The 13764-nt window shown below is 48.9% G+C and carries 14 protein-coding genes and 1 riboswitch; of the genes, 7 read left to right on the top strand and 7 right to left on the bottom strand.

All coding sequences use genetic code 11. The annotated features are described in order from the left end of the window. The first annotated feature begins 60 nt into the window (after positions 1-60). Entirely contained in the window at positions 61-1599 is a 1539-nt protein-coding gene (gene thiI, locus KQY15_RS02820) for a tRNA uracil 4-sulfurtransferase ThiI (protein WP_254795394.1), read from the top strand. Here thiI and KQY15_RS02815 read toward each other — a convergent pair. Together KQY15_RS02815 and KQY15_RS02810 are read right to left on the bottom strand one after the other, a co-directional pair. Then, complete coding sequence (locus KQY15_RS02815) at positions 1592-2506, bottom strand: ketopantoate reductase family protein (protein ID WP_308160217.1); 915 nt, start codon at positions 2504-2506, stop codon at positions 1592-1594. The two genes, thiI and KQY15_RS02815, sit on opposite strands and share 8 nt — an antisense overlap. Continuing rightward, positions 2473-2829, bottom strand: coding sequence for a VanZ family protein (locus tag KQY15_RS02810; protein ID WP_217666998.1), 357 nt, complete (start codon positions 2827-2829; stop codon positions 2473-2475). The genes KQY15_RS02815 and KQY15_RS02810 overlap by 34 nt, the downstream gene beginning before the upstream one ends. A gap of 94 nt (positions 2830-2923) precedes the next feature. Here KQY15_RS02810 and KQY15_RS02805 point away from each other — a divergent pair, with 94 nt between their 5' ends. Together KQY15_RS02805 and KQY15_RS02800 are read left to right on the top strand one after the other, a co-directional pair. Then, positions 2924-3406 (top strand): YajQ family cyclic di-GMP-binding protein, encoded by a 483-nt coding sequence (locus tag KQY15_RS02805; RefSeq protein ID WP_217666996.1) that lies wholly within the window; start codon positions 2924-2926, stop codon positions 3404-3406. Between the two features lie 75 nt (positions 3407-3481). Next, positions 3482-3668, top strand: a riboswitch (cobalamin riboswitch). Positions 3669-3705: 37 nt separating this feature from the next. After that, entirely contained in the window at positions 3706-5553 is a 1848-nt protein-coding gene (locus KQY15_RS02800) for a TonB-dependent receptor domain-containing protein (RefSeq protein ID WP_217666994.1), read from the top strand. Between the two features lie 28 nt (positions 5554-5581). Here KQY15_RS02800 and KQY15_RS02795 read toward each other — a convergent pair whose 3' ends face one another. After that, positions 5582-6445, bottom strand: a complete 864-nt coding sequence (locus tag KQY15_RS02795; RefSeq protein WP_217666992.1) for an alpha/beta fold hydrolase — start codon at positions 6443-6445, stop codon at positions 5582-5584. A 149-nt stretch (positions 6446-6594) separates the two neighbouring features. Here KQY15_RS02795 and gdhA point away from each other — a divergent pair, with 149 nt between their 5' ends. Further along, the gene (gene gdhA, locus KQY15_RS02790; protein WP_217666990.1) at positions 6595-7947 is read left to right on the top strand and encodes an NADP-specific glutamate dehydrogenase; all 1353 of its coding nucleotides are present in this window, start codon (positions 6595-6597) and stop codon (positions 7945-7947) included. On the opposite strand, the gene KQY15_RS02785 is transcribed toward gdhA, so the two are convergent. From KQY15_RS02785 to KQY15_RS02775, 3 genes are all read right to left on the bottom strand, one after another. Then, on the bottom strand, positions 7944-8591 hold the full coding sequence (locus KQY15_RS02785; protein ID WP_217666989.1) for an energy-coupling factor ABC transporter permease: 648 nt from the start codon (positions 8589-8591) through the stop codon (positions 7944-7946). The genes gdhA and KQY15_RS02785 overlap by 4 nt on opposite strands. A gap of 96 nt (positions 8592-8687) precedes the next feature. Further along, positions 8688-9062, bottom strand: a complete 375-nt coding sequence (locus KQY15_RS02780; protein WP_217666988.1) for a DUF6746 family protein — start codon at positions 9060-9062, stop codon at positions 8688-8690. A gap of 144 nt (positions 9063-9206) precedes the next feature. Further along, positions 9207-9857, bottom strand: a complete 651-nt coding sequence (locus KQY15_RS02775) for a thioredoxin domain-containing protein (RefSeq protein ID WP_217666987.1) — start codon at positions 9855-9857, stop codon at positions 9207-9209. Between the two features lie 162 nt (positions 9858-10019). Here KQY15_RS02775 and KQY15_RS02770 point away from each other — a divergent pair, with 162 nt between their 5' ends. Continuing rightward, positions 10020-10775 (top strand): substrate-binding periplasmic protein, encoded by a 756-nt coding sequence (locus tag KQY15_RS02770; protein WP_217666986.1) that lies wholly within the window; start codon positions 10020-10022, stop codon positions 10773-10775. 58 nt (positions 10776-10833) lie between these two features. Here KQY15_RS02770 and ettA read toward each other — a convergent pair whose 3' ends face one another. Then, on the bottom strand, positions 10834-12495 hold the full coding sequence (ettA, locus tag KQY15_RS02765) for an energy-dependent translational throttle protein EttA (protein ID WP_217666985.1): 1662 nt from the start codon (positions 12493-12495) through the stop codon (positions 10834-10836). A 157-nt stretch (positions 12496-12652) separates the two neighbouring features. On the opposite strand from ettA, the gene KQY15_RS02760 reads away from it, so the two are divergent. Together KQY15_RS02760 and folE are read left to right on the top strand one after the other, a co-directional pair. Next, positions 12653-13006 carry a DUF2750 domain-containing protein gene (locus KQY15_RS02760; RefSeq protein ID WP_217666984.1) on the top strand — a complete coding sequence of 118 codons (354 nt, stop codon included), beginning with the start codon at positions 12653-12655 and terminating at the stop codon, positions 13004-13006. 113 nt (positions 13007-13119) lie between these two features. Beyond that, positions 13120-13764: a GTP cyclohydrolase I FolE gene (gene folE / locus KQY15_RS02755; RefSeq protein WP_217666983.1), complete on the top strand. Its 645-nt coding sequence runs from the start codon at positions 13120-13122 to the stop codon at positions 13762-13764.

The following is a 13764-nucleotide window of genomic DNA, read 5'->3' as shown; positions in this document are numbered from 1 at the left end:
TGTGTATCAGGTAAGTTCGGGAGAGTAAATAAAGCCAGAGTTAAGCCAGAGTAGAGCACGATGTTAGGTGTTCCTCTGGCTTTGCGCTATAATCCGCGCCACTTTTTAGCGCTGTTACTGCCAAGTTTGAATGTTATGCTTGAATTTATTATTAAACTGCACCCTGAAATATCAATTAAAAGTAAGTCAGTTCGTAAACGCCAGACGAAATTGCTGGAACGGAACCTGAAAACTATTCTGGCGCAGGTTGATCCGGATGTTGTGATCACAAACCGGTTTGATCATCTGACTGTCAGCAGTGTTATCAATACGCCAGCTACCCGCAGTAAAATGATTGAACGCTTAACCTGTATACCAGGAATTGTAACATTCTCAGAAATGCGCACGTCAGACTTTGCCGACTTACACGATATTTATTTGCAGGTTCTGGCCGTTTATCAAGCTCAGCTTGTCAACAAAACGTTTTGTGTGCGGGTCAGACGGCAGGGTACCCACAGCTTTAGTTCTATTGAAGCAGAGCGCTATATTGGTGGCGGCCTGAATCAGCAAGTTGCGTCGGCTACAGTACAACTCAAGCAACCTGATATGGTTATTAAGCTGGAAATTAAACAGGACAAATTGTTGTTGTTAAGCGAGAGTTTTCGTGGCATGGGCGGCTTCCCGTTGCCGTCGCAGTCAGATGTGCTGTCACTTATTTCTGGTGGTTATGACTCGGCAGTTGCCAGTTATCTGATGATTCGCAAAGGTCTGCGTACTCACTACCTGTTCTTTAATCTGGGCGGTGCTGCCCATGAAGCCGGTGTGCGCGAGATGGCATTTTATCTCTGGCAAAAATACAGCCTGTCACATCGGGTAAAATTTGTCAGTGTCGACTTTGCTCCGTTAGTCAACAATATTCTGGAGCAGGTAGATAATGGCGTAATGGGCGTAATTCTGAAACGAATGATGCTGCGCGCGGCGAGTCAGGTGGCGCACAACCTGGGTATTAAGGCGGTAGTAACGGGCGAGAGTATCGGCCAGGTATCAAGCCAGACTATTGCTAACCTGGCTGTTATTGACCGGGTAACCCCTGACTTAGTACTCAGACCGCTTATCTATCATGATAAACAGGATATAATTGATATTGCCCGTCAGATCGGGGTAGAAGAGCTGGCGAAAAGCATGCCAGAGTATTGTGGTGTTATTTCGAAAAAGCCAACCGTTAATGCTGTGCTGAGTGATGTTGAGCAAAACGAGCATAAGTTGGATATGTCGTTGTTGGATCAGGTGATCAGCGCGGCAAAAGTACTGGATATCCGTACCATTGATTATCAGGCAGAGCAGGAAGCGCATGTGGTAACTCAGCGCAGCGATTTGGCCGAAAATGCGGTGATTCTGGATATCCGCAGCCCGGAAGAAACTGAACAGTCACCGTTTACTGAAAATGGATTGCCGGTTATTGAGTTACCGTTTTTCCGGCTGGCCAGTCAGTTTGCAACGCTCGATCCCGACCAGCATTATTACTGCTACTGCAGCAAAGGCGTGATGAGCCGTTTACAGGCTGTGCTGTTGCATGAGCAGGGCTATACTAATGTATCAGTATACCGGCCTGTTAGTTAGCAGCAGTTAACGCCAGAATTTGGCTAAGCATGTTCTGGTTGGCTGGCACAGCAAGTTGCAATTGCGCAGCTTGCTGGCATATATAACCACTAATGGCGTTAATTTCGGTTTGCCGGCCGGCGGCCACGTCCTGCTGCATTGAGGAGAAATTGCCGGCAGTGGCGGCAATGACCCGGTAAACCTCAGTCAGGGTACTGGCAGGCTGCATCGGATAACCGAGCGCTGTGGCAACCTGGCACACTTCGCTAACCAGTGCAGTAATCTGCGGTAGGTATTGTGGGTCAGATAATTGACCATTTCGACAGTTTTCTAATGCACTCAATGGGTTAATGGCCGCATTTATTGCCAGTTTATGCCACAGCAGCGGGTAAATATCAGCAACCACTTCCAATGGGCCCAGTGCCGCAGTCATCGCGTTGATAATGTGTTGATCATCGCTGGCCGCTTCGGTCAGTTTGGCAAGGTAACTTTTGCCCTCGCCACTGTGAATTACCTGATCCACCGCCGGTTTGTAAGCCGCCTGACTGGTCGACAGGAACCACAGCCCCTGACCAGGTTGCAGCTGTTGCAGCAGGGGCTGGTGTGGCACCATGCCGTTGTGGCTGATAACAAGCTGGGCACTGGGGCTGAGCGCGGGGATTATTTGAGTAACGGCACTTATTACATCGTAGGCCTTTACCGGCACAAACACACGTTGAATAAAATGATCGGTTGTCTGAGGTAATAACAACAGTTGTTGATGCTGATTTATCGCGGTAAATGTCAGCTGCAGTGATTGCGGGTGTTTAAGCCACAGGCTTGGCAGGTAACCGGCAAGTTGCAGTCTGGCGCTGGCCAGCAGGCCTATCGCCCCCCTGCCAACGATGCACCAGCTTAGCGCTGGCCGCGTGGACGGATGTGATGCCACAATGCGCGAACCAGATAAAAAACGATCACCCCGGCAATATCAGCCAGCCAGTCCCACCAATCGCCGTTGCGCCTTGTAAAGTAGTGCTGTGCCAATTCAACTGCACCGCCATAGATGCCCAATACCAGAAAAGCAATAACCGGTGCCAGCTTAAAACCTTTCCAAAGCAACGCCGTTAACACGGTGAAAATACCGAAATGAGCCAGTTTATCCATATGAGCAAAGCCACCACCAATCCGGTGGCCGCTAAGCTCAGCCAGAAAACCGGCAGTTGCCAGTAAAAAACATATTACACAAACCCAACGATAAAAAATCTGCGGCACAGCAACCCCCGGCATAGAATCGGCGCTCGGATTGTAGCAGTTTTCTGGTTATAATCACCAGCATACAGAAAGGCTTGTGCTAAGGAGATTTACTATGCCCTCATTTGATATCGTTTCAGAAGTCGATCAGCAGGAAGTGCTTAATGCAGTTGAAAATGCGAATCGGGAACTCGCCACCCGCTTTGATTTTCGGGGCGTGCAGGCAGACTTCACCCTGAAAGAAAAAGTCATTACGATGAAAGCTGAAGCAGAATTTCAGCTGCAGCAAATGCTCGAAATATTTCTGGCAAAAGCGGTAAAACGTGGGCTGGATGTCCGGTCATTTAAAGAGGGTGATGTGGTTCACTCTGGTAAGACGTACAGTTTGAGCGTTAGCCTGCTGCAAGGTATAGAGCAGGATATGGCCAAAAAGCTGGTTAAACTGATAAAAGATAACAAGCTGAAAGTTCAGGCTGCGATTCAGGGGGATCAGGTGCGGGTCACCGGTAAAAAACGCGATGATTTACAGGAAGCGATTGCGCTGGTACGCGGCAGTGAGCTTGAACAGGCGTTTCAGTTTACTAATTTCCGGGATTAAACGGCTTTTGATTTTTAGCCGTCTGGATATCTGTTGACATTTCCAGACTCAGCGGTAAACTGCTCGCGGCCTACACAGGCCGCTTTTTTTTCAGGTGCTGCAGCATGCTGCAGTTAAACGGGAATCTGGTAAAGGCCAGAGCTGCCCCCGCAACGGTAAACAACTATCAAAACTTTGAACACCACTGTCAGCTGATGGGAAGGTAAAGTTTTGGCGCAAGCAGGTTGTAAGCCCGGAGACCGGCCTGAAAAGTCCACTAACTAACCAAGATGTGCGGTGGGCACATTGTAGGAGTTTTCATGTTTAAACCCGTTTTCGCAGCCTTACTGGTTGCAACCTGCTGTCCGGCAGGAGCCAATACATTTGTCGCCGATCCATTGGTTGAAACAACCCGGAGCGACCCTGCTGTTACCAACGAACACTCTGACGGCTCAGCCATTGAGCATATCAGTATTTACGCTAACCGCACAGAGAGATTACAAGAGGACGTGCTGGCCAGTATTACCGTGCTGAACCGCTCTGATATTCTGGCGCGTCAGGCTAATGATTTACCGGAACTACTGGCGCAATTACCCGGTATTAATATGTCGCGTGATGGTGGCCGTGGCCAGAACAGCAGCATTTATCTGCGTGGCGGCAACACCGGCCACACTTTGGTGCTGGTCGATGGTGTGCGTAGTGGTTCGGCTACCCTGGGCTATAAACCGCTGGCAATGGTGCCGCTGGAGCTGATTGAGCGAATTGAGGTTATCCGGGGGCCTCGTGCAGCCTGGTATGGCTCGGATGCACTGGCAGGGGTTATTGCAATTACTACCCGTCGCAGCAGTGCGTTGGAATTACACGCCGGCGCCGGCAGTTTTGGCCAGGCAGGCGCCGATATCAGCGCCAGTCAGCAAGTGCAACAGCTAACGCTTAGGGCCAGTGCTGGGGTTAGCCAGGCCGATGGTTTTAATGCTCAACCAGCATTGGACCCCGATAGCGATGGTTATCAGCAGCAATACCTGAAAGTTGCGGCTGATTACCGCTCAGACTATGGCTTGTGGTCAGTTCAGGCTGACGTGAATTCCGGCTTTAATCAGTTTGACACCAGTTTTGGCAGTGAAGATGAAACTGATACTTTAAACCGCGCTTATCTGCTGGGCTGGCAGCAACAGCTCAATAGCTGGCAGCATCAGGCTTCGCTTAGCCGGACTTTTGACAGTGATACAACCTTTAGTTCTGATTCCCGTAGCCCTTTTGTGACAGAGCGGGACGAGTTTAACTACCAGGCAGCAACTGATTTTAGTTCTGGTCTGGGATTTGTCAGTGGTGTTAACTGGTATCAGGAGCAGGTGGCAAAGTCAGCCACAGCCTACGAGCAAACCAACAGAATAAACCGCGCAGTTTTTGCCGGCCTGAATTACCAGTTGGCTGGATTACAGCTGGAAGGCGCCGCGCGACATGATGCGATTAACCATTATGGTGAACAGGTAACCTGGCAGCTGGCTGCGGGGTATCAGTTTGCCTACCAGTGGCAATTAAGGGCGAGCCGTGGCACGGCCTTTAAGGTTCCATCGTTTAATCAGTTATACTTTCCTGGCTTCGCTAACCCAAATCTAAAACCTGAACAGTCTTTATCAGATGAGATTGCAGTCAGTTATCAGGGCAACAACTTACAGCTGCAACTGGCGTGGTTTGACCGGCAGGTTACCAATCTTATTCAGGGCGTGGAGCTGGCAGAAAATGTGTTGCTGGCGACAGTGCAGGGTATTGAGTTCAGTCTGGCCCGCCAGTGGCAGCAATGGCATAGTAATTTCAGCTACACCTGGCTTGATACAAAAAACCGCAGCAACGGCCTGAAACTGGAGCGCCGCCCTGAAAATACCGTAAACTGGCGTGGCAGCTATACTGCGGACCGTTGGTCGGCGTTTATTACGGCCGATTATCAGAGCGCGACTTATCAGGGCGCCGACTGGTTCAGTGGTGATGCGTTTCCTGATGCGCCGGCTCATACGGTTTGGGGGGCAGGGCTTGGCTATTCTATTTCGCCGCAACTGACGTTAAGAGCCCGCTTGGCTAATCTGACCGATAAGCAATATTATACCAGCCGTGGCTATGCCACCGCAGGGGCTAATTTCAGCGTGTCGGTCAGCTATATACTGCAGTAACCAACAGGCCTGATAATCAGGGGCAGTATCAGCAGTCTGCGAAATCAAGCCAGGCTTTAAGTAGCCCGGCAACCTCTTCGGCGGCGGTCATATGACAATGATGACCGCCGCTAATTTGTTGCACGGTTAACTGCTGGTACCAGCTTTGCATCGTTGCCAGTTTACCCACAAAGGGTCCGTCCTTCGCCAAAATTGCCAGCACTGGTGCCTCAACTGCCTGACAAAGTTGTTCTGCCTGATCTGCAGTCAGCCTGTACACTGATTTAACGCGCAGGCGGTAATCATGGTGCCAGGTGATACCACTCTGACTTGCAACAGTGCCGCGTTCAGCCAACAGCAGCGCATGTTGCATGTCAAAGTCACTTTGGGCCAGTCGTGCTTTGGCGGCTGCGTTCAGATTAGGGTAGGATGGCTTGCGCCTTGCTGGGGTTTTCAGCCGGGAGATTATTCCCTGGCGTAACTGTTCACTGCTGCTATTATCTGCGGTAACAAAGCCCAGACTATCAATCAGGACTAAACGTGCTACCAGCTCGGGAAAAGCAGCTGCCAATGCCGTGGCGACCATGCCTCCCATAGAATGGCCGATTATTGTCAGCTGCTGCCAGCCTTGCTGCTGGCAAAGCGCAACCAGATCCTCTACCCAGTCAAAAAAATAATAATGGGCATCGCTGCTGCGGGCAGCCGACTTGCCATGACCCGGAAAATCCAGTGCTAACAGCGGCAACTGGGGTAAGCAGCGGGCCAGCGGGATAAAGCTTGCCGCATTATCCAGCCAGCCATGCAGACATAATACCGGTTGCGCTGTACTGCTAAATGCTGGCCGGTTGGCGAGGGCGGCCAGTTGCATGCTATTTTTATAATCAGCTAAGCTGAAGTTAAGTGAGTGATCCATAAGAGGTACTTGCTACGTTTATTCTGAAACAGTAAAAAAACTTTTAATTACCAGTTATTGTGCCAGCGTGATCAGGCAATTGACAGCGCTGTTGTTTTGCCTGATGTTACTGGCCCAGCGCAATGGTACTCAGCGAACAGGTTTATCTAATGTCTTACACCCATAATACGATTGTTAAACTGCAGAAAAGCAGCCCGGCTCAAACTGAATTTTATCAGGCAGTGGAGGAGGTATTAGACTCCCTGGCTATGGTACTGGATGAAGACAGCCGCTTTTGTAAACATTCCATTATTGAGCGGATAGTTGAACCGGAGCGGCAAATAATGTTCCGGGTGGCATGGGTAGACGATAACGGTACCGTACAGGTTAATAAAGGTTACCGGGTCGAGTTTAATTCTGCCCTGGGGCCATACAAAGGCGGTTTGCGGTTTCATCCCAGTGTTAATGCCAGCATTGTAAAGTTTCTCGGTTTTGAGCAGGTATTAAAAAATGCCCTGACTGGTTTACCACTGGGTGGTGCCAAAGGTGGCGCAAATTTTGACCCTAAAGGTCGCTCTGATGGCGAAATTATGCGATTTTGTCAGGCGTTTATAAATGAATTGTACCGTCACATTGGTGCCAGGACCGACGTGCCAGCCGGCGATATTGGGGTCGGAACCCGTGAGCTGGGTTATATGTTTGGCCAGTATAAAAAGCTGACTAATCAGTTTGATGGTGTGTTTACCGGCAAAAATACGCTCTGGGGCGGCTCTCTGGGGCGAAAAGAGGCCACGGGCTATGGCTGCGTCTACTTCGCCAAGCATATGCTTGAAGGCAATGATGAAACGATTGAAGGTAAGGAGTGCCTGGTATCAGGTTCCGGCAATGTTGCTATTCATACCATCGAAAAGCTGCTTGATTTAGGTGCTAAACCTGTTACCTGTACCGACTCGGATGGCACTGTTTATCACAAAAAAGGTATCGACATTAAGTGTTTAAAACAAATCAAAGAAGTAGAGCATGGCCGGCTCAGTGATTATGCCAAACGTAACCCTGATGCAGAATATATCAGCCGGGAAAAGTACCCTGATGATGGTCACGCTGTCTGGCGGCTTAATGGCCAGTTAGCGTTTCCTTGCGCCACCCAAAACGAGCTAAACGCCGCAGATGCGCGCTCGCTGTTGGATAACGGCTGTATAGCGGTTTGTGAGGGAGCAAATATGCCTTGCACGTCAGATGCGGCGGATTTGTTTCTAAAAGCGAAGATTGCTTACGCACCAGGCAAGGCTGCTAACGCTGGCGGTGTCGCCACCAGTCAGCTGGAAATGGCGCAAAATGCCGGTATGCAGCGTTGGACATTTCAGCAGGTTGACGAGAAACTGCAGGATATTATGCTCGATATTTATCAGCGCACACGCGACACTGCTGCCGAGCTTGACCGGCCTACCAATTTTATTCTTGGTGCAAATGTTGCGGGTTTCAGACGGGTAGCCGATGCCATGATCCAGCAAGGCGTGGTTTAGCGATCCGGCGACAGATACTCATTGTCATAAAAGGTTCTGAGCCAGTGAGGGCGGTAGACGCTCATCAGGGTAACGGCCATGCCATTTAACAACGCCTCGGCAAACCAGATGAGTAACGCCAGTTGCAGATAGTTCTGATAGACACTGTTCCAGCTGTAAGTTCCTTGATAGTACAACCAGAATGCCGTCAGCGACATTTTAAAGATGATAGTAAGCGCTGCATTGGCGAAACCGGCGACAAAGATGTAGATAAATAAATGACGCGGTAAATAATGATAGGAAAGCGCAAATATCAGATAACTGAATAATGCCGGCAACACAACGGTAAGGAGCGCCATGCTGCCTGTGTCTGCTACGTTGACTTTTCCTGCTGCAACCAGAAAAACGACAGCAATGCTGCCAATCAGCCAGGCAATTCGCCAGCCATGACACAACACCAGTGTTGTTATCCCCAGCAAGTGCAGTTCAAGGCTGGGTTCAATGCCGGCCTGAACTGTCCAAAGCAAAGCGATGACCACAATGGAGCTAAACCATAAATGTAGATAGCTGGTGTCTGTTTTCAGTTTTGTTATCACTTCAGATGGAAAAAACCGTAACAGTAGCACCAGCCATAGTAACAACGCCGCAGCCTGCCAGAAAGTCATGGGTCTCCCCGGTTCAAAACACTTTTATAGGGTATAGCAGCACAGTATGTCTCTGGACATAATATACCGTGCCTGTGTGATTGGATCAGACGCCAGTTATTTTACCAGAGTAGTTGCTGTGTCCAGATAACGTGCCGCCTGTTTTTTAACTTTAGCAAAATCCATGTTCTCCGAACCCAGGTGAACCTCTTCCAGTACTTCTTTTAATTCCGTTGTTTCGCTGTGGATCTTCTCCAGCGCATTCTCCAGAGTGTAAGTAAGCTGATGTATTTCTACCATTGCTTCCGGGCTAAGATCGCCCTGCAGCAATTGCTTAAGTTTTTGGTTACTCGTCCGGAACAACTCGACTGCTTCAGTTAAGCTTGCGGCCTGCTGGCCCTTAAAATGGTCGGGCCGTTGTTCATCGGCTACACTGGCGAAAGAGAGTGTTGTCAGTAAAATAGTCAGAATAAGCGATGCTGTCGTTTTCATAAAACCTCATAATGTAGATGATAATAATTATCAGTTACATTATCACAGCCGGTCAGAGTTGCAACAACATTTTAAATAGGTTGCCGGCGATTAAGCCGGCTGATGTCTGATATGAGCTCAAAAACACGGGGGCTGTAGCAAATATTATTTGGCCAGCAAATGGTCAATTAATGCCAGATAGGCTTCCAGGCTGTTAATTTCAGCATGTGGAATAATCAGATAGCGACCATTGACTACCAGCGCTGGTACACCACCAATATCGTTGCTTTGCATTTCACTGACGCTAGTTTGCATTTTATTTATCACTTGTTCGCTGTTTTCCGCAATGTCAAAAAAAGTGGTCTGATCAACCTGATGGGTAGTTAAAAACTGTTGTAAATCTACCGGTGTCAGTTGTCGTTTCTCGCTGTACAGTTCAAGCAACGGTTTGGTTAAATGCTCCAGCTCCATTTGTTGCAGGGTATAAAAAATCCGGGCGTCGGTCTGCCAGTGTTTGGCGACAGCGGCATGTTTTCGCACCAGTGTTAATGCCGGCCGGCGTAATAATATTGTCTCCAGTACCGGTTCAAAGCGCTGACAATGCTGGCAACCAAACCAGAAGTATTCGACCAGATACGGCGGTTTGGCCTGTTCGGCATCGACATTCTCAACCAGTTTGTAGTGAACATCCTGTTGAAACTGGATGGCAGTTGATTGGTCAGTTTGCTGCTGTGCTTGTGGCTGATTGTTTGAGTTTTCGGGAGTTGCAGGCTCAGAGCAAGCCGTCAGCAAGCAGCACAGGCTGACAATGGTCAAAAGCTTAACCCTTTTTATTAGTGAGGAAACAAAATTGATATTAGTTAACATACAAGTGTGTTGAATTGGCAATAAAGTAGCGTTATAACAACAGGGCAGCTGTAGCTTGTCAACTGGCGATAACAGATAAGTAAAATGCCGGTGTTTAACTGAGAGCATACTATGGTAAGTGTTAGCCGTTGGTTTGTTGGTGTTGGATTATTGCTGGCTGCAGCGTCAGGCTCGGCGCAACAAGTAAGCCAGCTTAAGGTGGTAACTGAGATATCGCCTCCACACCAAACTATCATCGCTGGTGAGGTCGACGGCTACAGTACCCGGCTGGTAAAAGCGATCTTGTCGCAAGCAGGTATCAGCGCCACCATCGAGATTTATCCGTGGGCCAGGGCTTACAGGATGGCATTACAGCAACCCGATACCCTGATTTATAACATCGCCAGAACGGTCGAACGTGAGTCACAATTTCAATGGATCGGGCCCGTTGCCACCTACCGGCTTGGCTTTGTGAAGTTGGCTCACCGTCAAGATATACAGCTAAAATCACTGACAGAAGCACAGCAATACAGTATTGCTGTACAACGCCATGATGTTGCTGAAACTTTTTTAAAGCAGAATGGTTTTGGTCAGCCAGATCAGCTGGTACTTGCTGCGGATATAACCGAGTCCTGGCAGCTACTGCTGCATGGTAAGGTAGATTTGATTATTGATGATCCGATGGCGTTGGCGGCAATGGCGGCACACTTTGCTATCGAGCCTGCATATGTGAAGTTTGAGTTTGCAATAAAAGAACTGGAGCAGCAGACTTATCTGGCCGCAAACAAAACCATGCCAGCACAAATGGTTAATGCGTTGCAACAGGCACACCAAAAGGTGGCTGACAGCGAGCTTTTTAAAAAGGTTATGCGTTCAGATTTTGATTAACTGACAACAAACCGGCTGGTAGCCAGGCCGTGCAGGGAATCTGGCTACCAGTGTCAGCTTATATTTTTTTGTATTTTATCCGGTGTGGTTCCAGCGCTGCGGCGCCATAAGTGGCTTTAAGCCAGGCTTCATAGTCTGAATAGTTACCTTCAAAAAAGTTTACCTGCCCTTCGTCACGGTAATCCAGAATATGGGTTGCTATCCGGTCCAGAAACCAGCGGTCATGCGAAATTACCATGGCACAGCCAGGGAAGTCGAGCAGGGCATTTTCCAGCGCCCGCAGCGTTTCCACGTCTAAATCGTTGGTAGGTTCATCCAGTAGCAACATATTGCCACCTGCTTTTAACAGCGCTGCCAGATGCACCCGGTTGCGCTCACCACCGGACAATTCGCCGATAAATTTCTGCTGGTCATTGCCTTTGAAATTAAAACGACCAACATAGGCCCGGCTTGGGATCTGAAAATTACCAATTTGCAGCACATCCTGGCCGTTCGAAATTTCCTGCCAGACGGTGTTCTTCGGATCCATACTATCGCGGAACTGATCGACGCTCGCAACCTGCACGGTGTCACCAATTTCAATGCTGCCGCTGTCGGGTTGTTCGCTGCCGGTAATCATTTTGAACAGGGTGGATTTACCGGCACCATTGGGGCCAATAATACCAACAATAGCGCCTTTGGGCACACTAAAGCTCAAATCGTTAATTAACAGCCGGTCGGCAAAAGACTTACGTAAATGACTGACTTCCAGTACCTTATCGCCAAGTCTTGGTCCTGGCGGTATAAATAGCTCATTAGTTTCATTACGTTTCTGAAACTCCTGGCTTTGCAGTTCTTCAAACCGCGCCATCCGCGCCTTACTTTTTGCGTGGCGGCCTTTGGGGTTAGTGCGTACCCACTCCAGCTCCTGTTTAATGGAACGCTGGCGGGCATTTTCTGTTTTTTCTTCCTGTTGCAAGCGGGCCTCTTTCTGCTCCAGCCAGGATGAGTAGTTACCTTCCCATGGAATACCATAGCCACGGTCCAGCTCTAAAATCCAGCCGGCAACATTATCAAGGAAATAACGGTCGTGGGTAATGGCAACCACAGTGCCGGGATAGTCGTGCAAGAAGCGCTCGAGCCAGGCGACTGATTCAGCATCCAGGTGGTTGGTTGGCTCATCCAGCAGCAGCATATCGGGCCGCTCCAGCAACAACCGGCATATTGCTACGCGGCGCCGCTCACCGCCTGACAAATGGCCAATGTTGGCATCCCAGGGAGGCAGACGAAGTGCGTCGGCCGCCCGTTCCAGGGTGTTTTCAAGGTTGTGACCGTCTTTTGCCTGGATCAGGGCTTCCAGTTCACCTTGTTCGCGGGCCAGCGCATCAAAATCAGCATTTTCTTCAGCATATGCAGCGTAAACCTGATCGAGCCGGCTAAAGGCATCTTTCACGTCAGCGACTGCTTCTTCGACAATCTGGCGTACTGTTTTGCTGGTATCCAGCACCGGCTCCTGCGGTAAATAGCCAATTTTGGTGCCGGCCAATGGCCGGGCTTCACCTTCAAATTCGGTATCAACGCCGGCCATAATCCGCAGCAGGGTTGATTTACCGGCGCCGTTTAAACCCAGTACGCCAATTTTGGCTCCCGGGAAAAACGACAATGAAATATCTTTTAAGATGGTTTTTTTCGGCGGGACAACTTTTGACACCCGATGCATCGAATAAATATATTGCGCCATAGTGCTCTTGCTACCAGTTATTGAGGATGACGCAAATTGTACGTTATTTTCATGCATCAGGGAAAGCCGCTGGCTGGCGCAACGATAATGATGGCTTTTTACCCGTTAAATCTGTTCTAATAGCAGCCATTATTAGCGGAAGAAATGCAGGTATGTTATGGCCGAGTTTGAACACGATCCGAGTTATCAGAAATTTGTTGAAGAAGCCAAAACCCATGGTGTGGTCTGGACCCTGGCCGACGGCGAAGATTTACTGGTTGTCGAGTCTGTCGAGTTTGAAGAAACTGATGTGATGCCGTTCTGGTCGAACAAAGCCGATGCACAGGCACATTGTTCTGATGAATGGGCAGACTACAAGCCGGAAGCTATTCCGCTGGACGTGTTTTGTGAAGGTTGGTTAAAAGAAATGTACGAAGATGGCGTATTAATTGGCACTAACTGGGATGAGTCATTAAATGGCCCCGAAGTAGAGCCAAGAGAATTACTGGAATCGTTAGCAAGAGTGCAGTAACTGTACCTTGCTCCCAAAATGCAAGCAGTGAGCTAATAAAGTTTTATTAATTACTAAACTAAAGGTTTTGTTTTGTCGTAAAAGTGTGACATTACCTTAGTTGGATTCAAACTATGTTGTCAGATGAAGCAATTGCAGTGCGCAGCGCACTTGAAGCCCAGGGGTTGGAAACGCCAATGTTGGACAATGGCCTGTCCAGAGATGAAAAGTATCAGAAAATTTCGCAACTGATGACCGAGGTTGTCAGTGCTCTGGGTCTGGACTTAACCGACGACAGTTTAAGTGAAACCCCACACCGCATTGCAAAAATGTACGTTGACGAAATTTTTGGCGGTCTTAACTACAAGAACTTTCCAAAAATTGCCCTTATAGAAAATAAAATGCAGGTTCGGGAAATGGTTAAGGTAAAAGATATCAGCTTTACCAGCACCTGTGAGCACCATTTTGTGACTATTGATGGCAATGCAACCGTAGCATACATTCCGCAGGGCAGAATCATTGGCTTGTCAAAAATCAACCGTATTGTCCGGTTTTTTGCTCAGCGCCCACAAGTGCAGGAACGGCTAACCCAGCAAATTTTACTGGCGCTGCAAACTTTACTGCAGACGAATGATGTAGCAGTGACCATGGAAGCCGTTCATTACTGCGTAAAATCGCGGGGTGTGATGGATATGAATTCTAAAACCCAGACCACAGCACTTGGCGGTATTTTTAAGGATGACGGCCGTACCCGCGCTGAGTTTTTAGCCCGCTACTAG

This window comes from Arsukibacterium indicum (genome assembly GCF_019100565.1).
In the GTDB taxonomy this organism is placed as follows: domain Bacteria; phylum Pseudomonadota; class Gammaproteobacteria; order Enterobacterales; family Alteromonadaceae; genus Alishewanella; species Alishewanella indicum.
Note: the sequence above shows the minus strand (reverse complement) of the source record. Positions and strands in the feature narration are given on the sequence as shown.